We start from the raw sequence: 22,547 nt of genomic DNA on the forward strand, positions 1-22,547 counted from the left end.
TTCCCAGGCGACGACACCCCGATCATCATCGGTTCGGCTCGTATGGCGCTGGAAGGCAAAGACGACAACGAAATGGGTACTACCGCTGTCAAGAAGCTGGTAGAAACTCTGGATGCCTACATCCCTGAGCCAGTTCGTGCCATCGACCAGCCGTTCCTGATGCCGATCGAAGACGTATTCTCGATCTCGGGTCGTGGTACCGTTGTTACCGGTCGTATCGAGCGTGGTATCGTCCGCGTTCAGGACGCCCTGGAAATCGTTGGTCTGCGTGACACCACCACCACCACCTGCACCGGTGTTGAGATGTTCCGCAAGCTGCTGGACGAAGGTCGTGCTGGCGAGAACTGCGGCGTTCTGCTGCGTGGTACCAAGCGTGACGACGTTGAGCGTGGCCAGGTTCTGGTCAAGCCAGGTTCGGTCAAGCCGCACACCAAGTTCACCGCAGAAGTCTACGTCCTGTCGAAGGAAGAAGGCGGCCGTCACACTCCGTTCTTCAAAGGCTACCGTCCTCAGTTCTACTTCCGTACCACTGACGTGACCGGTAACTGCGAACTGCCGGAAGGCGTTGAAATGGTAATGCCAGGTGACAACATCCAGATGACTGTCACCCTGATCAAGACCATCGCAATGGAAGACGGTCTGCGTTTCGCCATCCGTGAAGGCGGTCGTACCGTCGGCGCCGGCGTCGTAGCCAAAATCATCGAGTAATCACTCGACCGATTGAAAAAGCCCCCGCTCAGCGGGGGCTTTTTTTATTGGGTTGACACTAAATTGGGGCGTCTATAGAATCACGCCTCCTTTTAGCGGGCGTAGTGCGTCCGTTGGGAACAGCCTGGAGTCTGAAATCCAATGCAAAATCAGCAAATCCGTATCAGGTTGAAGGCTTTCGACCATCGCCTGATCGACCAATCCACCCAGGAAATCGTGGAAACCGCGAAACGTACTGGTGCACAAGTGCGTGGTCCAATTCCACTGCCTACCCGCAAAGAGCGTTTCACCGTTCTGGTCTCCCCGCACGTCAACAAAGACGCGCGTGACCAGTACGAGATCCGCACTCATAAGCGTGTTCTGGACATCGTCCAGCCAACGGATAAAACCGTTGACGCGCTGATGAAGCTCGATCTGGCGGCCGGCGTGGAAGTACAGATCAGCCTCGGCTAAGACTTCGGTCTGGTCGTGTAACGCTCTGAAATGGGCGGCCATAGCGGGTGAAAGCCCCGTACACTCATGAGGTTTACAACATGACTATTGGTGTAGTCGGTCGGAAAGCGGGCATGACCCGTATTTTCACCGAAGAAGGTGTCTCCATTCCGGTCACGGTCATCGAGATCGAGCCGAATCGCGTCACCCAGTTCAAAACCGAAGAAACTGATGGCTACCGTGCAGTGCAAGTCACTGTCGGCGAGCGTCGTGCTTCGCGTGTGACCGCCGCTCAGGCAGGCCACTTTGCCAAGGCCAACGTTGCCGCTGGTCGCGGTGTCTGGGAGTTCCGTCTTGAAGAAGGCGATTTCCAGGCTGGCGATCTGATCAAAGCTGAACTCTTCACTGCAGGCCAGCTGGTAGACGTAACCGGTCAGTCCAAAGGTAAAGGCTTCGCCGGTACCATCAAGCGCTGGAACTTCCGTGGTCAAGATAACACCCACGGTAACTCCGTATCGCACCGTGTCCCTGGCTCCATCGGCCAGTGCCAGACTCCTGGTCGTGTATTCAAGGGCAAGAAAATGTCCGGTCACATGGGCGCTGAGCGCGTGACTGTGCAGTCCCTGGAAGTAGTACGCGTAGACGCTGAACGCAACCTGCTGCTGATCAAGGGTGCCGTTCCAGGCGCTACTGGCGGCGACGTGGTTGTGCGTCCAGCTGTCAAGGCTCGCGGGTAAGGGGAAACTGACATGCAACTTAATGTAAATGACGCTCAGGCGATCGAAGTTTCCGAACTGACTTTCGGTGGCGAATTCAACGAGACGCTGGTACACCAAGCAGTCGTGGCCTACATGGCCGGCGGCCGTCAGGGCACCAAGCAGCAGAAGACCCGTTCTGACGTAGCCGGTGGCGGTAAGCGCCCATGGCGTCAGAAAGGTACTGGCCGTGCTCGTGCCGGTACTACCCGTGGTCCGATCTGGCGTGGCGGTGGTGTAACCTTCGCAGCTCGTCCTCAAGATCACTCGCAGAAGCTCAACAAGAAGATGTACCGCGCAGCCCTGCGCTCCATTCTCGCCGAGCTGGTGCGTAGCGACCGTCTGGTCGTGGTTCAGGACTTCGCTGTTGAAGCACCGAAAACCAAAGACCTGCTGAACAAGCTGAACGGCATGGGTCTGAGCGACGTACTGATCGTTTCGGACGCTGTTGATCAGAACCTGTACCTGGCTGCTCGTAACCTGCCGCACGTCGACGTACGTGACGTTCAAGGTTCCGACCCGGTCAGTCTGATCGCATACGAGAAAGTGTTGATCACTGTCTCGGCCGTGAAGAAATTCGAGGAGCTGCTGGGATGAACCAGGAACGCGTATTCAAAGTCCTCCTTGGCCCGCACGTTTCCGAGAAGGCTACCGTTCTGGCTGAGAAAAAAGGCCAGTTCGTATTCAAGGTTGCTACCGATGCAACCAAGCTGGAAATCAAGAAAGCTGTCGAAGGCCTGTTCAACGTAAAAGTTGAAAACGTGTCGACCGTTAACGTTCTGGGTAAAACCAAGCGTACCGCACGTGGTCTGGGCAAGCGTAATGACTGGAAGAAGGCGATCGTCTCCCTTCAGCCAGGCCAAGATCTCGATTTCAGCAGCAGTGCTGAGTAAGGAAGGGGTGCATCATGGCAATCGTTAAATGCAAACCGACTTCCCCTGGCCGCCGTTTCGTGGTCAAGGTGGTCAACAAGGAGCTGCACAAAGGCGCTCCTCACGCACCGCTGATCGAGAAGAAATCGAAGTCTGGTGGTCGTAACAACAATGGCCGCATCACCACGCGTCACGTGGGTGGTGGTCATAAGCAGCACTACCGTCTGGTCGACTTCCGTCGCAACGACAAAGATGGCATCCCAGCCACTGTCGAGCGTATCGAATACGATCCAAACCGTACTGCTCACATCGCCCTGCTGTGCTACGCAGACGGTGAGCGTCGCTACATCATCGCCCCTAAAGGCGTGAGCGCTGGCGACCAGCTGATCGCAGGTGCCCTGGCCCCAATCAAGGCCGGTAACTCCCTGCAACTGCGCAACATTCCAGTAGGTAGCACCATTCACGGCATCGAACTGAAGCCGGGTAAAGGTGCTCAGATCGCTCGTTCCGCTGGTGCTTCGGCTCAGCTGATCGCTCGTGAAGGTGTCTACGTGACCCTGCGTCTGCGCTCTGGTGAAATGCGTAAAGTCCTGGCTGAGTGCCGTGCGACCCTGGGCGAAGTCTCGAACTCCGAGCACAGCCTGCGTTCGCTGGGTAAAGCTGGTGCCAAACGCTGGCGCGGCGTTCGCCCAACCGTTCGTGGTGTTGCCATGAACCCGGTTGACCACCCGCATGGTGGTGGTGAAGGTCGTACCTCCGGTGGTCGTCATCCGGTATCGCCATGGGGCTTCCCAACCAAGGGTGCTAAAACCCGTGGTAATAAGCGTACCGACAACATGATCGTCCGTCGTCGCAAGTAACTAGAGGGATACGACAGTGCCACGTTCTCTGAAAAAAGGTCCTTTTATCGATCTTCACCTGTTGAAGAAGGTCGAAGTGGCGGTGGAGAAGAACGATCGCAAGCCAGTTAAAACCTGGTCGCGCCGTTCGATGATCCTGCCACAAATGGTCGGTCTGACCATCGCGGTACACAACGGTCGCCAACACGTCCCAGTTCTCGTGAACGAAGACATGGTCGGCCACAAACTGGGCGAGTTCGCCGGTACCCGCACCTACCGCGGGCACGTGGCTGACAAGAAAGCCAAGCGTTAAGGGGTAAGGAAATGGAAGTAGCCGCTAAGTTGTCGGGCGCTCGCATCTCCGCCCAGAAAGCCCGCTTGGTCGCCGACCAGATCCGCGGGAAGAAGGTGGGCGAAGCGCTCAACCTGTTGGCCTTCAGCAGCAAAAAAGCCGCTGAAATCATGAAGAAAGTCCTCGAGTCGGCCGTTGCCAACGCCGAACACAACGAAGGCGCAGACGTTGATGACCTGAAGGTCTCCACCGTCTTCGTCAACGAAGGGCGTTCGCTGAAGCGCATCATGCCACGTGCCAAAGGCCGTGCTGATCGCATCGTCAAGCGGTCTTGCCATATCACTGTCAAGGTTGCGGACAAGTAACGGAGTCGATCAGATGGGTCAGAAAGTACATCCCACTGGCATTCGCCTGGGAATCGTCAAGGAGCACACCTCCGTCTGGTACGCAGACGGCGCGACTTACGCAGATTACCTGCTGAAGGATCTGCAAACTCGCGAGTACCTCCAAGACAAACTAAAAAGCGCGTCCGTTAGCCGTATCGATATCCATCGCCCGGCTCAAACTGCACGCATCACCATCCACACCGCTCGTCCCGGTATCGTTATCGGCAAGAAAGGTGAAGATGTTGAGAAGCTGCGTCAGGACCTGACCAAGCAGATGGGTGTGCCTGTGCACATCAACATCGAAGAGATCCGCAAGCCGGAACTCGACGCCATGCTGGTTGCTCAGAGCGTAGCCCAGCAGCTGGAGCGCCGCGTAATGTTCCGTCGCGCCATGAAGCGCGCCGTGCAGAACGCCATGCGTATTGGTGCCAAGGGCATCAAGATCCAGGTGAGCGGTCGTCTCGGCGGTGCCGAGATCGCACGTACCGAGTGGTATCGCGAAGGTCGTGTGCCCCTGCACACCCTGCGTGCCGATATCGACTACAACACCTACGAAGCTCACACCACCTACGGTGTGATCGGTGTGAAGGTTTGGATCTTCAAAGGCGAAGTTATTGGTGGTCGCCAGGAAGAGCTGAAGCCGCAAGCACCAGCGCCTCGTAAAAAAGCTGCTAAGTAAGGGGTACGCCAAATGTTGCAACCAAAGCGTACAAAATTCCGCAAGCAGATGACCGGCCACAACCGTGGTCTGGCACTGCGCGGTAGCAAGGTCAGCTTCGGCGAGTTCGCTCTGAAAGCTGTCGCCCGCGGTCGTCTCACCGCTCGCCAGATCGAGTCGGCACGTCGTGCCCTGACCCGTCACGTTAAGCGTGGCGGCAAGATCTGGATCCGTGTGTTCCCGGACAAGCCGGTTACCAAGAAGCCTCTCGAAGTGCGGATGGGTAAAGGTAAGGGTTCCGTGGAATACTGGGTTGCCCAGATTCAGCCAGGCAAAGTCCTGTACGAGATCGAGGGTGTTTCTGAAGAGCTGGCGCGCGAAGCTTTCGCCCTGGCTGCTGCAAAGCTGCCACTCGCCACCTCCTTTGTTAAGCGGACGGTGATGTGATGAAAGCGAATGAACTTCGTGAAAAATCCGCACAGCAACTGAATGAGCAACTGCTCGGCTTGCTGCGCGACCAGTTCAATCTGCGCATGCAGAAAGCAACTGGCCAGTTGGGGCAGTCGCACCTGCTCTCGCAAGTTAAGCGTGACATCGCTCGCGTGAAAACTGTGCTCAACCAGCAGGCAGGTAAGTGATCATGGCTGAAGCTGAAAAAACCGTCCGTACGCTGACTGGCCGTGTCGTCAGCGACAAAATGGACAAGACCATCACCGTTCTGATCGAGCGTCGCGTAAAGCACCCGATCTACGGTAAATACGTTAAGCGTTCGACTAAGCTGCACGCGCACGACGAAGCCAACCAGTGCAAGATCGGCGACAAGGTTTCCATCCGTGAAACCCGTCCGCTGGCCAAGACCAAGTCCTGGGCACTGGTTGAAGTCCTCGAACGCGCTGTTGAAGTCTAAGGGCTAGGGGTCGGAGAAATTTTATGATTCAGACTCAATCCATGCTCGATGTGGCCGATAACAGCGGCGCTCGTCGCGTCATGTGCATCAAGGTGCTCGGCGGTTCCCACCGTCGTTACGCCGGTATCGGTGACATCATCAAAGTTACCGTCAAGGAAGCAATTCCTCGCGGTAAGGTCAAAAAAGGCCAGGTGATGACCGCTGTTGTCGTCCGTACCCGTCACGGTGTACGTCGCGCTGACGGTTCCATCATTCGTTTCGACGGCAACGCTGCTGTTCTGCTGAACACCAAGCAAGAGCCGATCGGTACTCGCATCTTCGGGCCAGTGACCCGTGAACTTCGTACCGAGAAGTTCATGAAGATCGTTTCGCTCGCCCCTGAAGTGCTCTAAGGAGATCCGACATGCAAAAGATTCGTCGTGACGACGAGATCATCGTGATCGCCGGCAAAGACAAGGGTAAGCGCGGTAAGGTGCTGAAGGTTCTGGCTGATGACCGTCTGGTCATCGGTGGTGTGAACCTGGTCAAGCGTCATACCAAGCCTAACCCGATGGCGGGCGTTCAGGGCGGTATCGTCGAAAAAGAAGCGCCACTGCACGCTTCCAACGTTGCCATCTTCAACAGCGAAACCAACAAGGCTGACCGCGTTGGCTTCAAAGTAGAAGAAGGCAAGAAAATTCGTGTCTTCAAGTCGACCCAAAAAGCGGTTGATGCTTGAACACTGCTAGGTAGAAGACCATGGCACGACTGAAAGAGATTTACCGGAACGAAATCGCTCCCAAGCTTAAGGAAGAACTTAAGCTGTCGAACGTGATGGAAGTTCCGCGCGTTACCAAAATCACCCTGAACATGGGTCTGGGCGAAGCGATCGGCGACAAGAAAGTCATCGAGCACGCTGTTGCCGACCTGGAAAAGATCACCGGTCAAAAGCCGGTCGTGACTTTCGCTCGTAAATCCATCGCGGGCTTCAAAGTCCGTGAAGGCTGGCCGATCGGCGTCAAGGTGACCCTGCGTAGCGACAAGATGTACGAATTCCTGGACCGCCTGCTGGCGATCTCCCTGCCTCGGGTTCGCGACTTCCGCGGCCTGAATGCCAAGTCCTTCGATGGTCGTGGCAACTACAGCATGGGCGTGAAAGAGCAGATCATCTTCCCGGAAATCGACTACGACAAGATCGATGCTCTGCGCGGTTTGGACATCACCCTGACCACCACTGCTCGTTCGGACGACGAAGGCCGCGCTCTGCTGCGTGCTTTCAAGTTCCCGTTCCGCAACTGATTGGAGTAGGAAAATGGCCAAGAAGAGCATGAAAAACCGCGAGCTGAAGCGTCAGCTCACGGTAGCCAAGTACGCCAAAAAGCGTGCCGAGCTGAAAGCGACCATCGTCAACCTGAACGCCTCTCCAGAAGAGCGTTTCGCTGCCGTTGTCGCCCTGCAGAAGCAACCACGTGACGCCAGCGCTTCGCGCATGCGTAACCGTTGCCGCATCACCGGTCGTCCGCACGGCGTGTACCGCAAGTTCGGCCTCGGCCGTAACAAGCTGCGCGAAGCCGCCATGCGTGGTGACGTGCCAGGTCTGGTCAAGGCCAGCTGGTAATCCCGGTTGGCGTGACCACCGGTGGAAGGGGAGTGATCTTCCGACCGCCGGTGACCTCGCATTGAAACAAGCCCCTATATGGGGCTTGTTTCGTTTCTGCCTTGTGTCTAGAATGACCGGCTCACCTGAGCCCGGGTTTTTTGCCCTGCCTGCTCGGGTGGTTGTGATAGCCGCAAGGCTAATAATTCTTGTATCAGGAGCATCTAGCCCATGAGTATGCAGGACCCGTTAGCGGACATGCTAACTCGCATCCGTAATGCCCAGATGGCTGAAAAGTCTGTCGTAAGCATGCCTTCTTCTACCCTGAAGGTCGCGGTTGCCAAAGTACTGAAAGACGAAGGTTACATCGCCGGCTACGAAGTCAACGGCGAAGCCAAGCCTTCCCTGTCGATCGAACTCAAGTACTTCGAAGGCCGTCCGGTCATCGAGGAACTGAAGCGTACCAGCCGTCCTGGCCTGCGCCAGTACAAGGCCGTCTCTGAGCTGCCGAAAGTACGTGGCGGCCTGGGCGTGTCTATCGTCTCCACCAACAAAGGTGTGATGACTGACCGCGCTGCGCGCGCTGCCGGTGTCGGCGGCGAAGTTCTGTGCACAGTGTTCTAAGGGGAGATAGGCATGTCTCGCGTCGCTAAGAACCCCGTTAAGCTGCCAGCAGGCGTCGAAGTCAAATTCGCCGGTCAGCAGCTTTCGGTAAAGGGTGCCAAGGGCACTCTCGAACTGAACGTTCACTCGTCTGTTGAAGTTACCGAAGAAGCTGGTGAGCTGCGTTTCGTCGCTCGCAACGGTGACCAGCAAGCTCGCGCCATGGCCGGTACCACCCGCGCCCTGGTGAACAACATGGTCCACGGCGTAAGCCAAGGCTTCGAGCGCAAGCTCCAGCTGGTCGGTGTTGGTTACAAAGCTCAGGCCAAAGGCACCGTCCTGAACCTGGCTCTGGGCTTCTCGCACCCAGTGGATTACGAACTGCCAGCCGGTATCACTGCTGAAACCCCAAGCCAGACCGACATCCTGATCAAGGGAATCGACAAGCAGCTGGTGGGTCAGGTGGCCGCTGAAGTCCGCGGTTTCCGTCCGCCAGAGCCTTACAAGGGCAAGGGTGTGCGTTACGCGGACGAAGTAGTCCGTCGTAAAGAAGCCAAGAAGAAGTAGGGCCTAGCAAATGACCGACAAAAAAGTTATTCGACTGCGTCGCGCTCGCAAAGCACGCCTGAAAATGCACGAGCTCGAAGCCGTGCGTCTGTGCGTGTTCCGCTCCTCGCAGCACATCTATGCCCAGGTCATTTCGGCCGACGGCAGCAAGGTTCTGGCAAGCGCCTCGACCTTGGACAAAGAACTGCGTGATGGCGCCACTGGCAACATCGACGCGGCCACTAAGGTTGGCAAGCTGGTAGCTGAGCGCGCGAAAGCCGCCGGTGTATCTCAAGTTGCCTTTGACCGTTCCGGCTTCAAGTACCATGGCCGCGTCAAGGCGCTGGCTGATGCTGCTCGTGAAGGCGGGCTGGAGTTCTAAGTTATGGCAAATAACGATCAAAAGCGCGACGAAGGCTACATCGAGAAGCTGGTTCAAGTTAACCGCGTAGCCAAAACCGTTAAAGGCGGCCGTATCTTCACCTTCACCGCGCTGACCGTGGTAGGTGATGGCAAGGGTCGTGTTGGCTTTGGCCGTGGCAAATCGCGCGAAGTACCTGCCGCGATCCAGAAAGCCATGGAAGCTGCTCGTCGCAACATGATTCAGGTTGACCTGAAGGGCACCACCCTGCAGTACGCCACCAAGGCCGCCCACGGCGCCTCGAAGGTCTACATGCAGCCTGCCTCGGAAGGTACCGGTATCATCGCCGGTGGCGCAATGCGTGCCGTCCTGGAAGTTGCTGGCGTTCAGAACGTCCTGGCCAAGTGCTACGGTTCGACCAACCCGGTGAACGTGGTTCACGCCACCTTCAAGGGTCTGAAGGCCATGCAATCCCCTGAGTCCATTGCTGCCAAGCGCGGCAAGACTGTTGAGGAGATCATCTGATCATGGCAACCGTAAAAGTTACGCTGATCAAGAGCGTCTCGGGCCGTATCCCTAACCACAAACTGTGCGTGAAGGGTCTGGGTCTGCGTCGTATCGGTCACACTGTAGAAGTCCAGGATACTCCCGAGAACCGCGGGATGATCAACAAGGCTTACTACATGCTGAAGGTCGAGGGTTAATCGATGAAACTCAATGATCTGAGTCCAGCGCCGGGTTCCCGTCGCGAGAAGCACCGTCCGGGCCGTGGTATCGGTAGCGGTCTGGGTAAGACCGGTGGCCGTGGTCACAAAGGTCAGACCTCCCGTTCTGGTGGTTCCATCGCTCCAGGCTTCGAAGGCGGTCAACAGCCGCTGCACCGTCGCCTGCCGAAGTTCGGCTTCGTTTCCCTGAAAGCCATGGACCGCGCTGAAGTGCGTCTGTCCGAGCTGGCCAAGGTGGAAGGCGATCTGATCACCGTTCAGTCCCTGAAGGACGCAAACGTGATCGGCCAGCACGTACAGCGTGTGAAAATCATGCTGTCGGGCGAAGTCACTCGCGCAGTCACCCTCAAGGGTATCGCCGTCACCAAAGGTGCACGTGCGGCTATCGAAGCAGCTGGCGGCAAGTTCGAGGAATAAATGGCTAAGCAAGGTGCTCTCTCTTCGCTCGGTAAGGGCGGGATGTCGGAACTCTGGGCTCGTCTGCGTTTTCTGTTCATGGCGATCATCGTCTATCGGATTGGCGCGCACATCCCGGTACCAGGCATTAACCCGGACCGTCTCGCGGATCTGTTCCGGCAGAATGAGGGGACCATTCTTAGCTTGTTCAACATGTTTTCCGGCGGCGCGCTGGAGCGCATGAGCATCTTTGCACTGGGGATCATGCCGTACATCTCGGCATCGATCATAATGCAGCTCATGACCGCTGTCAGCCCGCAGCTGGAGCAGTTGAAGAAGGAAGGTGAAGCTGGCCGTCGCAAGATCAGCCAGTACACCCGCTACGGCACCGTTATCCTGGCGCTGGTCCAAGCCATTGGCATGTCCATTGGCCTGGCCAACCAGGGCGTGGCGTTTTCTGTTGGCCTCGGCTTCCATGTCGTCGCCGTCTCCACCTTCGTGGCGGGCGCGATGTTCATGATGTGGCTGGGCGAGCAGATCACCGAGCGCGGTGTGGGCAACGGTATCTCGATGTTGATCTTCGCAGGTATCGTTGCCGGTCTTCCGAGAGCAATCGGGCAGTCTTTCGAGTCTGCACGCACAGGCGATATCAACATCTTCGCCCTGGTCGCAATCGGTTTGCTGGCAGTAGCGATTATCGGCTTCGTGGTGTTCATCGAGCGTGGTCAGCGTCGTATCGCCGTTCACTACGCCAAGCGTCAGCAGGGCCGCAAGGTCTTCGCTGCGCAGACCAGCCACCTGCCGCTGAAAGTGAACATGGCGGGGGTAATCCCGGCCATTTTCGCGAGCAGCATCTTGCTGTTCCCGGCTTCGCTGGGTGCCTGGTTCGGTCAGTCTGAAGGTATGGGCTGGCTGCAGGACATCTCGCAGTCGATCGCTCCTGGTCAGCCGTTGAACATTCTGCTGTTTAGTGCAGGGATCATTTTCTTCTGCTTCTTCTACACAGCGTTGATGTTCAACCCGAAAGACGTAGCGGAAAACCTGAAGAAGTCCGGTGCCTTTATTCCGGGCATCCGTCCTGGTGAGCAGTCGGCGCGCTACATTGATGGCGTTCTGACCCGTTTGACCATGTTCGGTGCTCTTTACATGATGGCCGTGTGCCTTCTGCCCCAGTTCCTGGTGGTAGCAGCAAACGTGCCGTTCTACCTTGGCGGGACCTCGTTGCTGATTGTGGTAGTGGTTGTGATGGACTTCATGTCCCAAGTACAATCGCACCTCGTTTCGCACCAGTACGAATCCCTGATGAAGAAAGCCAACCTGAAAGGCTACGGCGGCAGCGGTCTGCTGCGCTGATTTAGCCCCTTAAGGTTCGAGGAGTCGGTAATGAAAGTTCGTGCATCGGTGAAAAAGCTGTGCCGCAACTGCAAGATCATTCGTCGCGAAGGTGTCGTGCGCGTGATCTGCAGCGCGGAACCGCGTCACAAGCAGCGCCAAGGCTGAGTGTGATCCGCGCTTCAAACCCAGCAGCTAGTGTGCTGCTGGGTTGATTATTCGTTTCTACAGCGATATTATCTCGCGCCCTATTTCTTGGCTTCCGGGGCGTAGGTAGCTGTCAATTGGAGTCCCACTGAATGGCCCGTATTGCAGGCGTCAACATTCCAGATAACAAGCATACTGTTATCTCGCTGACCTACATCTATGGTGTCGGTCGCACAACTGCACAGAAAATCTGTGCAGATGCTGGTGTAAACCCAGCCGCTAAGATCAAGGATCTGAGCGACGAGCAAATCGAAACCCTGCGTGGCGAAGTCGCGAAGTTCACCACCGAAGGTGACCTGCGCCGTGACATCAACATGAAGATCAAGCGCTTGATGGACCTGGGTTGCTACCGCGGCCTGCGTCATCGTAAAGGTCTGCCGGTTCGCGGTCAGCGCACCAAGACCAACGCACGCACCCGTAAGGGCCCGCGTAAGCCGATCCGCAAGTAATCGCCCAGGAATATAGACATGGCAAAACCTGCTGCTCGTCCTCGTAAAAAAATCAAAAAGACAGTGGTTGATGGCATCGCCCACATCCATGCGTCTTTCAACAACACCATCGTGACCATCACCGACCGTCAGGGCAACGCGCTGTCCTGGGCTACTTCCGGTGGTTCGGGTTTCCGTGGTTCGCGCAAATCCACCCCGTTCGCAGCACAGATCGCTGCTGAGCGTGCTGGTCAAGCTGCGCTGGAATACGGTCTGAAGAACCTCGACGTGAACGTCAAGGGTCCAGGTCCAGGTCGTGAGTCCGCCGTTCGTGCACTGAACAGCTGCGGCTACAAGATCGCCAGCATCACCGACGTGACGCCAATCCCGCATAACGGGTGCCGTCCGCCGAAGAAGCGTCGCGTGTAATCAGGAGACAGATAAATGGCACGTTACATTGGTCCAAAATGCAAACTGTCTCGCCGTGAAGGCACTGACCTGTTCCTGAAGAGCGGCGTTCGCGCTCTGGAATCGAAGTGCAACATCGAAGCAGCCCCAGGTATCCACGGCCAGCGCCGTGGCCGTCAGTCCGACTACGGTACCCAGCTGCGCGAGAAACAAAAAGTTCGTCGTATCTACGGTGTTCTGGAGCGTCAGTTCCGCGGTTACTACCAAGCTGCTGCCTCGAAAAAAGGCGCAACTGGTGAGAACCTGCTGCAACTGCTCGAGTGCCGTCTGGATAACGTCGTTTACCGTATGGGCTTCGGCTCGACTCGTTCCGAGTCCCGTCAGCTGGTTTCGCACAAAGCTATCAGCGTCAACGGTAAAACCGTAAACATTCCATCCTACCAAGTTCGTCCGGGTGACGTGGTCTCGGTTCGCGAGAAGTCGCTGAACCAGCTGCGCATTGTTCAAGCCCTTGAACTGTGCGCCCAGCGTGGCCGCGTTGAGTGGGTTGATGTGGATGCTGCTAAAAAGTCGGGCGTTTTCAAGAACGTTCCTGCTCGCAGCGACCTGTCCGCCGACATCAACGAAAACCTGATTGTCGAGCTCTACTCCAAGTAAGGGCTAGAAAATAGGTGCATCCATGCAGATTTCGGTAAATGAGTTTCTGACACCCCGTCACATCGACGTGCAGGTTGTCAGTCCAACCCGCGCCAAGATCACGCTCGAGCCTCTCGAGCGTGGCTTCGGCCATACCCTGGGCAACGCGCTGCGCCGCATCCTGTTGTCCTCCATGCCTGGCTGTGCAGTAGTCGAGGCCGAGATTGATGGCGTACTCCACGAGTACTCCGCGATCGAAGGTGTACAGGAAGACGTCATTGAAATCCTGTTGAACCTGAAAGGCCTGGCTATCAAACTGCACGGTCGTGACGAAGTTACGCTGACCTTGTCGAAAAAGGGTTCGGGGGTGGTTACCGCTGCCGATATTCAGCTGGATCACGATGTCGAGATCGTCAACCCCGATCACGTAATCGCGAACCTGGCGTCCAACGGCGCCCTGAACATGAAGCTCACTGTAGCTCGTGGTCGCGGTTACGAGCCGGCCGACTCCCGTCAGACCGACGAAGACGAAAGCCGCAGCATTGGCCGTCTCCAGCTGGACGCTTCGTTCAGCCCGGTGCGTCGTATCGCCTACGTGGTCGAGAACGCCCGTGTTGAGCAGCGTACCAACCTGGACAAGCTGGTCATCGATCTGGAAACCAACGGTACCCTGGATCCTGAAGAGGCCATCCGTCGTGCCGCGACCATCCTGCAACAGCAGCTGGCCGCGTTCGTCGACCTCAAAGGTGACAGCGAGCCGGTTGTGGTCGAGCAGGAAGACGAGATCGATCCGATCCTGCTGCGCCCGGTTGACGACCTGGAACTGACCGTACGTTCGGCCAACTGCCTCAAGGCGGAGAACATCTACTACATCGGCGACCTGATTCAGCGTACCGAAGTAGAGCTGTTGAAGACTCCTAACCTGGGCAAGAAGTCCCTGACTGAAATCAAGGACGTCCTGGCCTCCCGTGGTCTGTCTCTCGGCATGCGCCTCGACAACTGGCCGCCTGCAAGCCTTAAGAAAGACGACAAGGCGACTGCCTGATCGTCGTAATCACCGAACGTTGTGTTTGGTAAGGAATGAATCATGCGTCATCGTAAAAGTGGACGTCACCTGAGCCGTACCAGCTCTCACCGCAAAGCTATGTTCCAGAACATGGCTGTGTCGCTGATCGAGCACGAGCTGATCAAAACCACCCTGCCGAAAGCCAAGGAACTGCGCCGCGTTGCCGAGCCGCTGATCACCCTGGCCAAGGAAGACAGCGTTGCCAACCGTCGTCTGGCCTTCGACCGTACCCGTTCGAAGTCCGCCGTTGGCAAACTGTTCAACGACCTGGGCAAGCGCTACGCCACCCGTCAGGGCGGCTACCTGCGTATCCTGAAGTGCGGTTTCCGCGCTGGCGACAACGCGCCTATGGCGTACGTCGAGCTGGTTGATCGTCCGGTCGGTGGTGCTGTAGAAGCTGCCGAGTAAGACGTTCTGTCTGCTACAAGAAACCGGGCCTAGGCCCGGTTTTTTGTTGTCTGGTGAATTGTTATTTTCTATTGATGCAAGTCATCTAATGAATTTGTTCTTGTAGCTTCGCTCGACAATACTCTCCTCAAGCCGATTAGCCGGCAATTCAAGACCGATCAGGAGAGCCCATGAGCAAGATTCTCACTACCGCCAGCGGTGCACCCGTAGCCGACAACCAGAACTCCCGTTCCGCAGGCCCCCGTGGCCCGCTGCTGCTCGACGACTTCCACCTGCTCGAGAAGCTTGCCCACTTCAACCGCGAGAACATCCCGGAACGTCGCGTTCACGCCAAAGGCTCCGGCGCCTACGGTACCTTCACCGTCACTCGTGATATCACCGAGCTCACCAGTGCCAGGCTGTTCGAGGCTATCGGCAAGCAGACCGAGACGTTCCTGCGATTCTCCACCGTGGGTGGTGAGCGCGGCTCCGCGGACACCGAGCGAGACCCACGTGGTTTCGCGGTGAAGTTCTACACCGAGGAAGGTAACTGGGACATCGTCGGCAACAATACCCCGGTGTTTTTCATTCGTGATCCGCTGAAGTTCCCCGACTTCATCCACACCCAGAAGCGCCACCCACAGACCAACCTGAAGAACGCGCAAATGATGTGGGACTTCTGGTCGCATTCGCCCGAGGCACTGCACCAGGTCACCATCCTGTTCTCTGATCGCGGCATTCCCGATGGCTACCGCCACATGCACGGCTTCGGCAGCCACACCTACAGCCTGATCAACGCCCAGGGCGAGCGGAGCTGGGTCAAATGGCACTTCAAGACCCAGCAAGGCATCAAGAACCTGGCGCCGGCCGATGCCGCACGCCTGGCCGGGAGCGACCCGGACTACGCCCAGCGTGACCTGTTCGAGGCCATCGAGCGCGGAGATTTCCCGCGTTGGACCGTGTGCATCCAGGTGATGAGCGAGGCCGAGGCGGCCAGCCGCGACGAAAACCCGTTCGATGTGACCAAGACCTGGTCGCAGAAGGACTACCCGTTGATCGAAGTCGGTGTGCTGGAGCTCAACCGCAACCCGCTCAACTACTTCGCCGAGGTCGAGCAGGCGGCGTTCGGGCCCAGCAACATGATCCCCGGGGTTGGCCTGTCGCCAGACCGCATGCTGCAGGGCCGTGTGTTCGCCTATGCCGATGCGCATCGCTACCGCGTAGGCACCAACCACCAGCAACTGCCGGTCAATGCGCCGCGCTGCCCGGTGAACAGCTATCAGCGCGACGGCTCCATGGCCATCGGCGCATACGGCGGCGCTCCCAACTACGAGCCCAACAGCCATGCGAGCGCGCCGAAGCAATCTCCGCGGCATGCCGAGCCCGCTCTGGCGCTGAACGGCTCGGCGGATCGTTACGATCACCGTGAGGACAACGATTACTACAGCCATGCCGGGGCACTGTTCCGCCTGATGAGCGATGAACAAAAGGCGCTGTTGATCAACAACATCGCCGGGACCATGGCCGGTGTCAGCGACGATGTCATCCAGCGTCAGCTGCAGTACTTCTTCAAGGCTGATCCGGCCTATGGAGAAGGGATCGCGAAGGCGTTGGGTGTGAATCTCGCCTAAGTCGAAGTGATAAGAAGAACCGCCCTCATTTGGGCGGTTTTTCAATGAATATCACTACTGTTTAGCCGATTTTTTGCTTCTAATTGCGCGTTTTTCAGTGACCGCGAGCAAAACCTGGTTCACACTAGGCCCTATTGATGTATTCACACGGAGAAGCAGGGCGATGCAAGGTCACCCGGACGTAATCAACTATCTCGTCACGTTGCTGAAGGGCGAACTGGCAGCACGCGATCAGTATTTCATCCACTCGCGCATGTACGAAGACTGGGGCTTGACCAAGCTCTACGAGCGTATCAACCACGAGATGGAAGAAGAGACGCAGCACGCCGATGCCCTGATGCGCCGTATCCTCATGCTCGAAGGTACTCCGGACATGCGCGCCGACGACCTGGAAGTGGGCAGCACCGTGCCGGAAATGATCGAGGCCGACCTCAAGCTCGAGTACAAGGTACGTGCCGCGCTGTGCAAGGGCATCGAGCTGTGCGAACTGCACAAGGACTACATCAGCCGCGACATCCTGCGCGCGCAGCTGGCCGACACCGAAGAAGATCATACCTACTGGCTGGAGAAGCAGCAGGGTCTGATCAAGGCCATCGGCCTGGAGAACTATCTGCAGTCGCAGATGTAGGTTATCCACAGCCCTACGAAAAAGCCCCTGGCACCGATGGTACCAGGGGCTTTTTCATGTCGCCGACGGCACTCAGGCCCGGTCACGCTCAAGCAGCGGCTTGAGGTAGTGGCCAGTGTACGACTGCTTCATCTTGCTCAGCTCTTCTGGGGTGCCACAGGCAATGATATGGCCGCCTTTGGACCCGCCTTCCGGCCCCAGGTCCACCAGCCAGTCGGCGGTCTTGATCACATCCAGATTGTGCTCGATCACCACCACGGTATTGCCGTGGTCACGCAGGCGGTGCAGTACATCCAGCAGTTGCTGGATGTCGGCGAAGTGCAGGCCAGTGGTGGGTTCGTCGAGGATGTACAGGGTCTTGCCAGTGTCGCGCTTGGACAGTTCGCGAGACAGCTTGACCCGCTGCGCTTCGCCGCCTGACAGCGTGGTCGCCGATTGCCCCAGCTTGATATACGACAGGCCCACATCCATCAGGGTCTGCAGCTTGCGCGCCAGGGCAGGTACTGCGTCGAAGAATTCGCGGGCATCCTCGATGGTCATTTCCAGCACTTCGTGGATGTTCTTGCCCTTGTACTTGATCTCCAGGGTCTCGCGGTTGTAACGCTTGCTCTTGCACACGTCGCACGGCACGTAGATGTCAGGCAGGAAGTGCATCTCGACCTTGATCAGGCCGTCGCCCTGGCAGGCCTCGCAGCGCCCACCCTTGACGTTGAACGAGAAGCGCCCCGGACCGTATCCGCGCGAGCGCGATTCCGGCACGCCGGCGAACAGCTCGCGGATCGGCGTGAAGATGCCGGTGTATGTCGCGGGGTTCGACCGTGGCGTACGGCCGATCGGGCTTTGGTCGATATCGACCACCTTGTCCAGGTGCTGTAGGCCATCGACGCTGGCGTGCGGCGCCGCTTCCAGGCTGCTCGCGCCGTTGAGGGCGGTGGCGGCCAGGGGGAACAAGGTGTTGTTGATCAGCGTCGATTTGCCCGAGCCGGACACACCGGTCACGCAGGTCAGCAGGCCGATCGGCACTTCCAGGTCGACGTTCTGCAGGTTGTTGCCGCGCGCGCCCTTGAGTTTGAGCGACAGTTTCTTGTTGCGCGGGGTGCGCTTGGCCGGCACGACGATCTTCTTGCGCCCGGACAGGTATTTGCCGGTCAGCGAGTCGGGATGCGCCATCACCTCCTCGGGCGAGCCCTCGGCGACGATCTGCCCGCCATGCACACCAGCGCCCGGGCCGATGTCCACCACGTAGTCGGCCAGGCGGATGGCGTCCTCGTCGTGCTCGACCACGATCACCGTGTTACCGAGGTCGCGCAGGTGGTTGAGCGTCGCCAGCAAGCGGTCGTTATCGCGCTGGTGCAGGCCGATCGAGGGCTCGTCGAGGATGTACATCACGCCCACCAGGCCTGCGCCGATCTGGCTGGCCAGGCGGATGCGCTGGGCCTCGCCTCCAGACAGGGTATCGGCGCTGCGGTCGAGGGTGAGGTAGTCGAGGCCTACGTTGACCAGGAACTGCAGGCGCTCGCAGATCTCCTTGAGAATCTTCGCCGCGATCTCGCCACGCCGACCGGTGAGGGTCAGCGCGCCGAAGTAGTTGCTGGCTTCGCCGATCGGCAGGTTGGTCACTGCCGGCAGGGTCTTCTCGCCCACCCAGACATGGCGCGCTTCGCGGCGCAGGCGGGTGCCGCGGCAATCAGGGCAGGGCTGGGTGCCGAGGAACTTGGCCAGCTCTTCACGCACGGTGGCCGACTCGGTCTCGCGATAGCGACGCTCAAGGTTCGGCACGATGCCTTCGAACGGGTGCGAGCGCTTGACGATGTCGCCACGGTCGTTGAGGTACTTGAAGTCGACACTTTGCTTGCCACTGCCGTTCAGGATGACCTTCTGGTGCTCGGCGGACAGCTCGCCGAATGGTTCTTCCAGGCTGAAGCCGTAATGCGCGGCCAGCGAGCCGAGCATCTGGAAGTAATAGATGTTGCGCCGGTCCCAACCGCGAATCGCGCCTTCGGCCAAGGTCAGCTCGGCGTTGACCAGGCGCTTGGTGTCGAAGAACTGCTTGACCCCCAGGCCATCGCAGGTCGGGCAGGCGCCAGCCGGGTTATTGAAGGAGAACAGCTTCGGCTCCAGCTCGCTGATCGCATGGCCGCACACCGGGCAGGCGAAGCGCGCCGAGAAGATCACTTCTTCGCCTTCCTCGTCGTCCATCGGCGCCACCAGGGCGATGCCGTCGGCCAGCTTGAGCGCGGTCTCGAAGGACTCGGCCAGGCGCTGCTGCAGGTCGGCGCGGACCTTGAAGCGGTCTACCACCACATCGATGCTGTGTTTCTTTTGTTTGTCGAGCTTGGGCAACTCGTCGAGCTCGTACAGCTTGCCGTTGACCCTGGCGCGTACGAAGCCTTGGGCGCGCAGCTCGTCGAACACCGCCAGGTGCTCACCCTTGCGCTCGCGGATCACCGGCGCCAACAGCATCAGCTTGCTGCCTTCGGGCTTTTCCAGCACCAGGTCGACCATCTGGCTGATCGTTTGCGCCTCAAGCGGGATGTCATGGTCCGGGCAGCGCGGGGTGCCGACGCGGGCATAGAGCAGGCGCAGGTAGTCGTAGATCTCGGTAATGGTGCCGACGGTCGAGCGCGGGTTGTGCGAGGTCGACTTCTGCTCGATGGAGATGGCCGGCGACAATCCTTCGATGGTGTCGACGTCGGGCTTTTCCATCATCGACAGGAACTGCCGGGCATAGGCCGACAGCGACTCGACATAGCGTCGCTGGCCTTCGGCGTAAAGCGTGTCGAACGCCAGCGAGGACTTGCCGGACCCGGACAGGCCGGTGATCACGATCAGTTTGTCCCGGGGCAGGGTCAGGTCGATGTTCTTCAGGTTGTGGGTACGCGCCCCACGGATCAGGATCTTGTCCACTACGGCCTCGCTCGGCGGGCATAAACAAAGCAGTATACGGCGCGCTGCCAGTACGCGGCAAAGCGTCGCGTATATGCCGTCAAGGCGTCGGACTGTTAGAATCGCCGCCGGTTCACACGAGGTTAATCCATGCACGACACCCACAACGAGCGCATGAGTGGCAGCGAAACCCGCGCCGCGAGCGGCCTGGCCCTGGTCTTTGCCTTTCGTATGCTGGGCATGTTCATGGTGCTGCCGGTGCTGGCCACCTACGGCATGGACCTGGCCGGCGCCACACCGGCCCTGATCGGCCTGGCCATCGGCGCCTATGGTCTGACGCAAGCGGTGCTGCAGATTCCGTTCGGGGTGATTTCCGACCGCATCGGTCGCCGACCGGTGATCTATGTGGGGCTGGTGATCTTCGCCCTGGGCAGTGTGCTGGCGGCCCAGGCCGACTCGATCTGGGGCGTTATCGCCGGGCGCATCCTGCAGGGCGCGGGGGCGATTTCCGCGGCGGTCATGGCGCTGTTGTCCGACCTGACCCGCGAACAGCACCGGACCAAGGCCATGGCCATGATCGGCATGAGCATCGGCTTGTCGTTCGCCGTGGCGATGGTGGTCGGCCCGCTGTTGACCCGCGCCTTTGGTTTGTCAGGATTATTCCTGGCCACTGCAGGACTTGCCCTGGTCGGCATCGCGCTGATCGCCTTCGTCGTGCCCAGCTCGCACAGTGTGCTGAGCCATCGCGAGTCCGGTGTCGCCCGCCAGGCCCTCGGCCCGACCCTGCGCAATCCGGACCTTCTGCGCCTGGACATCAGTATTTTCGTGCTGCACGCGATCCTGATGGCCAGCTTCGTGGCACTGCCCCTGGCCTTCGTCGAGCGTGGCGGGCTGCCCAAGGAGCAGCACTGGTGGGTGTACCTGACCGCGCTGCTGGTTTCATTTTTTGCAATGATCCCCTTCATCATCTACGGGGAAAAGAAGCGCAAGATGAAACGCGTGTTGCTCGGCGCGGTCAGTGTCCTGCTGCTGGTGGAGGTGTTCTTCTGGCAGTGGGCTGACAACTTGCGCGGACTGGTGATCGGCACCGTGGTATTCTTTACTGCATTCAACCTGCTGGAGGCATCCTTGCCTTCGCTGGTCAGCAAGGTGTCGCCTGCCGGCGGCAAGGGCACGGCGATGGGGGTGTACTCCACCAGCCAGTTCCTTGGCGCGGCACTGGGTGGCATCCTCGGTGGCTGGTTGTTCCAGCACGGTGGCTTGAGCATGGTGTTCCTCGGCTGCGCTGGCTTGTGCGCCTTCTGGCTGCTCACGGCGTTGCGCATGAACGAGCCGCCGTACGTGACCAGCCTGCGCATGCCGCTGACGCCGGAAGCGGTCCGGGAAGCCGGGCTGACCGAGCGCTTGATGGCCGTGCCGGGTGTGACCGACGCCGTGGTGGTGGCAGAAGAAGCCGCCATCTATATCAAACTGGATACGAAAATTTTGGACCGTGCGACCCTCGAGCGTCTGGTGAACCCAGCCTCTGCGGCGTGCGAAGCCTAGGAGAACGTTATGGCCCGTGGGGTTAACAAAGTCATTCTGGTCGGTACCTGCGGTCAGGATCCCGAAGTCCGCTACCTGCCCAACGGTAACGCCGTGACCAACCTGAGCCTGGCCACCAGCGAGCAGTGGACCGACAAGCAGTCGGGCCAGAAGGTCGAGCGCACCGAGTGGCACCGTGTCTCGCTGTTCGGCAAGGTCGCCGAAATCGCGGGCGAATACCTGCGCAAGGGTTCGCAGTGCTACATCGAGGGCAAGCTGCAGACCCGCGAGTGGGAAAAGGACGGCATCAAGCGCTACACCACCGAGATCATCGTCGACATCAACGGCACCATGCAGCTGCTCGGCGGTCGTCCGCAGGGCCAGCAGGGCGGTGGCGACCAGTACAACCAGGGTGGTGGCAACAACTACAACCAGGGCGGTCAGCAGCAACAGTACAACCAGGCTCCGCGCCAGCAGGCCCAGCGCCCGCAACAAGCGCCGCAGCGCCCAGCGCCGCAACAGCCGGCTCCGCAGCCTGCCGCTGACTTCGACAGCTTCGACGACGATATTCCGTTCTGATCCTTGCCTATAGGCACTAGGTGCCACAGGTGAACGGAGCTGTGACAAGAAACCCGCTTCAGGCATGAAGCGGGTTTCTTTTTGCCTGTCAGCTTTCTTCGAGCGCCGCCTGGGCAAACTGTGCATCTAGCTCTGGTGTTGCTCCGCTGATGCCTATACCGCCGATATGCCTGCCGTTCGCATCCATGATTGGCAGCCCGCCTTCCAGCAAAGTGAAACCTGGCAGCGAAGCGTAGGGGTTGGCTGGCAACGCGGCGCTGCGTTCACCCAGTGAGCGGGATGAAAGTGGAAAGCGTGCAGATGTAGCGGCCTTAAGCTGCGCTACCTGGACACTACCGCTGCTGGTGCCGTCCATGCGGTGGAAATGCTTCAGGTTGCCGTGGTTGTCGACGATGCTGATGACGATGGCGAAGCCTTGGGCACGGGCGGCACGTTCAGCGGCATTGGCGATGGCGCGTGCTTGATGGGCGGTGACTTGAGGCGCGGCGTCACTGTCCAGTGAGGTTGCCACGGTGAGGGAGGGGAGTATCGCGGCGCCGAGCAGAAGGCTGCCGAGTGAGCGTTTCACGTTCATGATAAATACCTCGTCCATGTGTATTACCAACCTAGCAAGCAAGTTCGTGCACTCGGTGTAAGACCTTTCCTAATGTTGTGTGGGGCATTTTGCTCTGCTGCTGCTTGCGCCATCTCATCCTGTTTAAAGGTAACCGTTCAGCTACTCGGCGGTTAAGCACCGTCACTCTGGTAGTTTTATGTTTTTTCAAGGGGTGAGATTGATT

At 58.7% G+C, this 22,547-nt stretch carries 35 protein-coding genes; 33 read left to right on the top strand and 2 right to left on the bottom strand.

Features of this window, described 5'->3' with window-relative positions; translation table 11 throughout:
- From OH705_RS23255 to bfr, 31 genes are all read left to right on the top strand, one after another.
- A partial coding sequence (locus OH705_RS23255) for an EF-Tu/IF-2/RF-3 family GTPase (RefSeq protein WP_267303076.1) occupies positions 1-708 on the top strand: 708 nt, incomplete at its 5' end.
- Between the two features lie 141 nt (positions 709-849).
- Positions 850-1,161 carry a 30S ribosomal protein S10 gene (gene rpsJ, locus OH705_RS23260; RefSeq protein ID WP_003186070.1) on the top strand — a complete coding sequence of 104 codons (312 nt, stop codon included), beginning with the start codon at positions 850-852 and terminating at the stop codon, positions 1,159-1,161.
- A gap of 80 nt (positions 1,162-1,241) precedes the next feature.
- Entirely contained in the window at positions 1,242-1,877 is a 636-nt protein-coding gene (rplC, locus tag OH705_RS23265; protein ID WP_011531887.1) for a 50S ribosomal protein L3, read from the top strand.
- A 12-nt stretch (positions 1,878-1,889) separates the two neighbouring features.
- Positions 1,890-2,492: a 50S ribosomal protein L4 gene (rplD, locus tag OH705_RS23270; RefSeq protein ID WP_003255485.1), complete on the top strand. Its 603-nt coding sequence runs from the start codon at positions 1,890-1,892 to the stop codon at positions 2,490-2,492.
- Positions 2,489-2,788, top strand: a complete 300-nt coding sequence (rplW, locus tag OH705_RS23275; RefSeq protein ID WP_003255484.1) for a 50S ribosomal protein L23 — start codon at positions 2,489-2,491, stop codon at positions 2,786-2,788. Before rplD ends, rplW begins: the two co-directional genes overlap by 4 nt.
- A gap of 14 nt (positions 2,789-2,802) precedes the next feature.
- Positions 2,803-3,627, top strand: a complete 825-nt coding sequence (gene rplB, locus OH705_RS23280) for a 50S ribosomal protein L2 (RefSeq protein WP_003255483.1) — start codon at positions 2,803-2,805, stop codon at positions 3,625-3,627.
- 16 nt (positions 3,628-3,643) lie between these two features.
- The gene (rpsS, locus tag OH705_RS23285; protein ID WP_003255482.1) at positions 3,644-3,919 is read left to right on the top strand and encodes a 30S ribosomal protein S19; all 276 of its coding nucleotides are present in this window, start codon (positions 3,644-3,646) and stop codon (positions 3,917-3,919) included.
- A gap of 11 nt (positions 3,920-3,930) precedes the next feature.
- Positions 3,931-4,263 (top strand): 50S ribosomal protein L22, encoded by a 333-nt coding sequence (gene rplV, locus OH705_RS23290; RefSeq protein WP_003103908.1) that lies wholly within the window; start codon positions 3,931-3,933, stop codon positions 4,261-4,263.
- 13 nt (positions 4,264-4,276) lie between these two features.
- Positions 4,277-4,963, top strand: coding sequence for a 30S ribosomal protein S3 (gene rpsC, locus OH705_RS23295; protein ID WP_011531889.1), 687 nt, complete (start codon positions 4,277-4,279; stop codon positions 4,961-4,963).
- A gap of 12 nt (positions 4,964-4,975) precedes the next feature.
- Positions 4,976-5,389: a 50S ribosomal protein L16 gene (gene rplP, locus OH705_RS23300; protein WP_009397508.1), complete on the top strand. Its 414-nt coding sequence runs from the start codon at positions 4,976-4,978 to the stop codon at positions 5,387-5,389.
- Positions 5,389-5,580, top strand: a complete 192-nt coding sequence (gene rpmC, locus OH705_RS23305; protein ID WP_002555481.1) for a 50S ribosomal protein L29 — start codon at positions 5,389-5,391, stop codon at positions 5,578-5,580. The genes rplP and rpmC overlap by 1 nt, the downstream gene beginning before the upstream one ends.
- A gap of 2 nt (positions 5,581-5,582) precedes the next feature.
- A complete protein-coding gene (gene rpsQ / locus OH705_RS23310; RefSeq protein WP_003255478.1) occupies positions 5,583-5,849 on the top strand; it encodes a 30S ribosomal protein S17 in 267 nt (88 codons plus the stop codon).
- A 23-nt stretch (positions 5,850-5,872) separates the two neighbouring features.
- Positions 5,873-6,241 carry a 50S ribosomal protein L14 gene (gene rplN, locus OH705_RS23315; RefSeq protein WP_008089810.1) on the top strand — a complete coding sequence of 123 codons (369 nt, stop codon included), beginning with the start codon at positions 5,873-5,875 and terminating at the stop codon, positions 6,239-6,241.
- Between the two features lie 11 nt (positions 6,242-6,252).
- On the top strand, positions 6,253-6,567 hold the full coding sequence (rplX, locus tag OH705_RS23320) for a 50S ribosomal protein L24 (protein WP_023629180.1): 315 nt from the start codon (positions 6,253-6,255) through the stop codon (positions 6,565-6,567).
- A gap of 20 nt (positions 6,568-6,587) precedes the next feature.
- Positions 6,588-7,127: a 50S ribosomal protein L5 gene (gene rplE / locus OH705_RS23325; RefSeq protein ID WP_003255474.1), complete on the top strand. Its 540-nt coding sequence runs from the start codon at positions 6,588-6,590 to the stop codon at positions 7,125-7,127.
- A 13-nt stretch (positions 7,128-7,140) separates the two neighbouring features.
- Entirely contained in the window at positions 7,141-7,446 is a 306-nt protein-coding gene (rpsN, locus tag OH705_RS23330) for a 30S ribosomal protein S14 (protein ID WP_023629181.1), read from the top strand.
- A gap of 210 nt (positions 7,447-7,656) precedes the next feature.
- Entirely contained in the window at positions 7,657-8,049 is a 393-nt protein-coding gene (gene rpsH, locus OH705_RS23335; RefSeq protein WP_023629182.1) for a 30S ribosomal protein S8, read from the top strand.
- A 12-nt stretch (positions 8,050-8,061) separates the two neighbouring features.
- Positions 8,062-8,595, top strand: coding sequence for a 50S ribosomal protein L6 (gene rplF / locus OH705_RS23340; RefSeq protein WP_038707244.1), 534 nt, complete (start codon positions 8,062-8,064; stop codon positions 8,593-8,595).
- A 10-nt stretch (positions 8,596-8,605) separates the two neighbouring features.
- Entirely contained in the window at positions 8,606-8,956 is a 351-nt protein-coding gene (gene rplR / locus OH705_RS23345; RefSeq protein ID WP_023629183.1) for a 50S ribosomal protein L18, read from the top strand.
- 3 nt (positions 8,957-8,959) lie between these two features.
- Complete coding sequence (gene rpsE, locus OH705_RS23350; RefSeq protein WP_023629184.1) at positions 8,960-9,460, top strand: 30S ribosomal protein S5; 501 nt, start codon at positions 8,960-8,962, stop codon at positions 9,458-9,460.
- A 2-nt stretch (positions 9,461-9,462) separates the two neighbouring features.
- Positions 9,463-9,639: a 50S ribosomal protein L30 gene (rpmD, locus tag OH705_RS23355; protein WP_011531895.1), complete on the top strand. Its 177-nt coding sequence runs from the start codon at positions 9,463-9,465 to the stop codon at positions 9,637-9,639.
- Positions 9,640-9,642: 3 nt separating this feature from the next.
- Positions 9,643-10,077 (top strand): 50S ribosomal protein L15, encoded by a 435-nt coding sequence (gene rplO, locus OH705_RS23360; protein ID WP_011531896.1) that lies wholly within the window; start codon positions 9,643-9,645, stop codon positions 10,075-10,077.
- Positions 10,078-11,409: a preprotein translocase subunit SecY gene (gene secY, locus OH705_RS23365; protein ID WP_003257108.1), complete on the top strand. Its 1,332-nt coding sequence runs from the start codon at positions 10,078-10,080 to the stop codon at positions 11,407-11,409.
- Between the two features lie 30 nt (positions 11,410-11,439).
- Positions 11,440-11,556 carry a 50S ribosomal protein L36 gene (rpmJ, locus tag OH705_RS23370; protein WP_002555468.1) on the top strand — a complete coding sequence of 39 codons (117 nt, stop codon included), beginning with the start codon at positions 11,440-11,442 and terminating at the stop codon, positions 11,554-11,556.
- 131 nt (positions 11,557-11,687) lie between these two features.
- Complete coding sequence (rpsM, locus tag OH705_RS23375; RefSeq protein WP_003255457.1) at positions 11,688-12,044, top strand: 30S ribosomal protein S13; 357 nt, start codon at positions 11,688-11,690, stop codon at positions 12,042-12,044.
- Between the two features lie 18 nt (positions 12,045-12,062).
- On the top strand, positions 12,063-12,452 hold the full coding sequence (gene rpsK, locus OH705_RS23380; protein WP_012270237.1) for a 30S ribosomal protein S11: 390 nt from the start codon (positions 12,063-12,065) through the stop codon (positions 12,450-12,452).
- A gap of 15 nt (positions 12,453-12,467) precedes the next feature.
- Positions 12,468-13,088: a 30S ribosomal protein S4 gene (gene rpsD / locus OH705_RS23385; RefSeq protein WP_023629185.1), complete on the top strand. Its 621-nt coding sequence runs from the start codon at positions 12,468-12,470 to the stop codon at positions 13,086-13,088.
- A gap of 22 nt (positions 13,089-13,110) precedes the next feature.
- Positions 13,111-14,112 carry a DNA-directed RNA polymerase subunit alpha gene (locus tag OH705_RS23390; RefSeq protein WP_003255452.1) on the top strand — a complete coding sequence of 334 codons (1,002 nt, stop codon included), beginning with the start codon at positions 13,111-13,113 and terminating at the stop codon, positions 14,110-14,112.
- 42 nt (positions 14,113-14,154) lie between these two features.
- Positions 14,155-14,541: a 50S ribosomal protein L17 gene (gene rplQ / locus OH705_RS23395; protein ID WP_003255451.1), complete on the top strand. Its 387-nt coding sequence runs from the start codon at positions 14,155-14,157 to the stop codon at positions 14,539-14,541.
- A 170-nt stretch (positions 14,542-14,711) separates the two neighbouring features.
- A complete protein-coding gene (locus OH705_RS23400; protein WP_160291306.1) occupies positions 14,712-16,151 on the top strand; it encodes a catalase in 1,440 nt (479 codons plus the stop codon).
- Positions 16,152-16,314: 163 nt separating this feature from the next.
- Entirely contained in the window at positions 16,315-16,779 is a 465-nt protein-coding gene (bfr, locus tag OH705_RS23405; RefSeq protein WP_028690240.1) for a bacterioferritin, read from the top strand.
- Between the two features lie 72 nt (positions 16,780-16,851).
- On the opposite strand, the gene uvrA is transcribed toward bfr, so the two are convergent.
- A complete protein-coding gene (gene uvrA / locus OH705_RS23410) occupies positions 16,852-19,686 on the bottom strand; it encodes an excinuclease ABC subunit UvrA (RefSeq protein ID WP_267303079.1) in 2,835 nt (944 codons plus the stop codon).
- 129 nt (positions 19,687-19,815) lie between these two features.
- Between uvrA and OH705_RS23415 the strand changes: the two genes are divergently transcribed.
- Together OH705_RS23415 and OH705_RS23420 are read left to right on the top strand one after the other, a co-directional pair.
- The gene (locus tag OH705_RS23415; protein ID WP_046857339.1) at positions 19,816-21,210 is read left to right on the top strand and encodes an MFS transporter; all 1,395 of its coding nucleotides are present in this window, start codon (positions 19,816-19,818) and stop codon (positions 21,208-21,210) included.
- A gap of 9 nt (positions 21,211-21,219) precedes the next feature.
- Complete coding sequence (locus OH705_RS23420; RefSeq protein WP_023629920.1) at positions 21,220-21,768, top strand: single-stranded DNA-binding protein; 549 nt, start codon at positions 21,220-21,222, stop codon at positions 21,766-21,768.
- A gap of 88 nt (positions 21,769-21,856) precedes the next feature.
- Here OH705_RS23420 and OH705_RS23425 read toward each other — a convergent pair whose 3' ends face one another.
- Positions 21,857-22,360, bottom strand: coding sequence for a GlcG/HbpS family heme-binding protein (locus tag OH705_RS23425; RefSeq protein WP_267303080.1), 504 nt, complete (start codon positions 22,358-22,360; stop codon positions 21,857-21,859).
- Positions 22,361-22,547: the final 187 nt, after the last annotated feature.

The sequence above is a fragment of the Pseudomonas sp. BJa3 genome, assembly GCF_026343815.1.
In the GTDB taxonomy this organism is placed as follows: Bacteria; Pseudomonadota; Gammaproteobacteria; order Pseudomonadales; family Pseudomonadaceae; genus Aquipseudomonas; species Aquipseudomonas soli.

Excerpts from the sequence above, each read along its gene's own strand:
- rpsJ (WP_003186070.1), top strand. The coding sequence starts at position 850 with ATGCAAAATCAGCAAATCCGTATCAGGTTGAAGGCTTTCGACCATCGC.
- rplC (WP_011531887.1), top strand. The coding sequence starts at position 1,242 with ATGACTATTGGTGTAGTCGGTCGGAAAGCGGGCATGACCCGTATTTTC.
- rplD (WP_003255485.1), top strand. The coding sequence starts at position 1,890 with ATGCAACTTAATGTAAATGACGCTCAGGCGATCGAAGTTTCCGAACTG.
- rplW (WP_003255484.1), top strand. The coding sequence starts at position 2,489 with ATGAACCAGGAACGCGTATTCAAAGTCCTCCTTGGCCCGCACGTTTCC.
- rplB (WP_003255483.1), top strand. The coding sequence starts at position 2,803 with ATGGCAATCGTTAAATGCAAACCGACTTCCCCTGGCCGCCGTTTCGTG.
- rplV (WP_003103908.1), top strand. The coding sequence starts at position 3,931 with ATGGAAGTAGCCGCTAAGTTGTCGGGCGCTCGCATCTCCGCCCAGAAA.
- rpsC (WP_011531889.1), top strand. The coding sequence starts at position 4,277 with ATGGGTCAGAAAGTACATCCCACTGGCATTCGCCTGGGAATCGTCAAG.
- rplP (WP_009397508.1), top strand. The coding sequence starts at position 4,976 with ATGTTGCAACCAAAGCGTACAAAATTCCGCAAGCAGATGACCGGCCAC.
- rpmC (WP_002555481.1), top strand. The coding sequence starts at position 5,389 with ATGAAAGCGAATGAACTTCGTGAAAAATCCGCACAGCAACTGAATGAG.
- rpsQ (WP_003255478.1), top strand. The coding sequence starts at position 5,583 with ATGGCTGAAGCTGAAAAAACCGTCCGTACGCTGACTGGCCGTGTCGTC.
- rplN (WP_008089810.1), top strand. The coding sequence starts at position 5,873 with ATGATTCAGACTCAATCCATGCTCGATGTGGCCGATAACAGCGGCGCT.
- rplX (WP_023629180.1), top strand. The coding sequence starts at position 6,253 with ATGCAAAAGATTCGTCGTGACGACGAGATCATCGTGATCGCCGGCAAA.
- rplE (WP_003255474.1), top strand. The coding sequence starts at position 6,588 with ATGGCACGACTGAAAGAGATTTACCGGAACGAAATCGCTCCCAAGCTT.
- rpsN (WP_023629181.1), top strand. The coding sequence starts at position 7,141 with ATGGCCAAGAAGAGCATGAAAAACCGCGAGCTGAAGCGTCAGCTCACG.
- rpsH (WP_023629182.1), top strand. The coding sequence starts at position 7,657 with ATGAGTATGCAGGACCCGTTAGCGGACATGCTAACTCGCATCCGTAAT.
- rplF (WP_038707244.1), top strand. The coding sequence starts at position 8,062 with ATGTCTCGCGTCGCTAAGAACCCCGTTAAGCTGCCAGCAGGCGTCGAA.
- rplR (WP_023629183.1), top strand. The coding sequence starts at position 8,606 with ATGACCGACAAAAAAGTTATTCGACTGCGTCGCGCTCGCAAAGCACGC.
- rpsE (WP_023629184.1), top strand. The coding sequence starts at position 8,960 with ATGGCAAATAACGATCAAAAGCGCGACGAAGGCTACATCGAGAAGCTG.
- rpmD (WP_011531895.1), top strand. The coding sequence starts at position 9,463 with ATGGCAACCGTAAAAGTTACGCTGATCAAGAGCGTCTCGGGCCGTATC.
- rplO (WP_011531896.1), top strand. The coding sequence starts at position 9,643 with ATGAAACTCAATGATCTGAGTCCAGCGCCGGGTTCCCGTCGCGAGAAG.
- secY (WP_003257108.1), top strand. The coding sequence starts at position 10,078 with ATGGCTAAGCAAGGTGCTCTCTCTTCGCTCGGTAAGGGCGGGATGTCG.
- rpmJ (WP_002555468.1), top strand. The coding sequence starts at position 11,440 with ATGAAAGTTCGTGCATCGGTGAAAAAGCTGTGCCGCAACTGCAAGATC.
- rpsM (WP_003255457.1), top strand. The coding sequence starts at position 11,688 with ATGGCCCGTATTGCAGGCGTCAACATTCCAGATAACAAGCATACTGTT.
- rpsK (WP_012270237.1), top strand. The coding sequence starts at position 12,063 with ATGGCAAAACCTGCTGCTCGTCCTCGTAAAAAAATCAAAAAGACAGTG.
- rpsD (WP_023629185.1), top strand. The coding sequence starts at position 12,468 with ATGGCACGTTACATTGGTCCAAAATGCAAACTGTCTCGCCGTGAAGGC.
- OH705_RS23390 (WP_003255452.1), top strand. The coding sequence starts at position 13,111 with ATGCAGATTTCGGTAAATGAGTTTCTGACACCCCGTCACATCGACGTG.
- rplQ (WP_003255451.1), top strand. The coding sequence starts at position 14,155 with ATGCGTCATCGTAAAAGTGGACGTCACCTGAGCCGTACCAGCTCTCAC.
- OH705_RS23400 (WP_160291306.1), top strand. The coding sequence starts at position 14,712 with ATGAGCAAGATTCTCACTACCGCCAGCGGTGCACCCGTAGCCGACAAC.
- bfr (WP_028690240.1), top strand. The coding sequence starts at position 16,315 with ATGCAAGGTCACCCGGACGTAATCAACTATCTCGTCACGTTGCTGAAG.
- OH705_RS23415 (WP_046857339.1), top strand. The coding sequence starts at position 19,816 with ATGCACGACACCCACAACGAGCGCATGAGTGGCAGCGAAACCCGCGCC.
- OH705_RS23420 (WP_023629920.1), top strand. The coding sequence starts at position 21,220 with ATGGCCCGTGGGGTTAACAAAGTCATTCTGGTCGGTACCTGCGGTCAG.
- OH705_RS23425 (WP_267303080.1), bottom strand. The coding sequence starts at position 22,360 with ATGGACGAGGTATTTATCATGAACGTGAAACGCTCACTCGGCAGCCTT.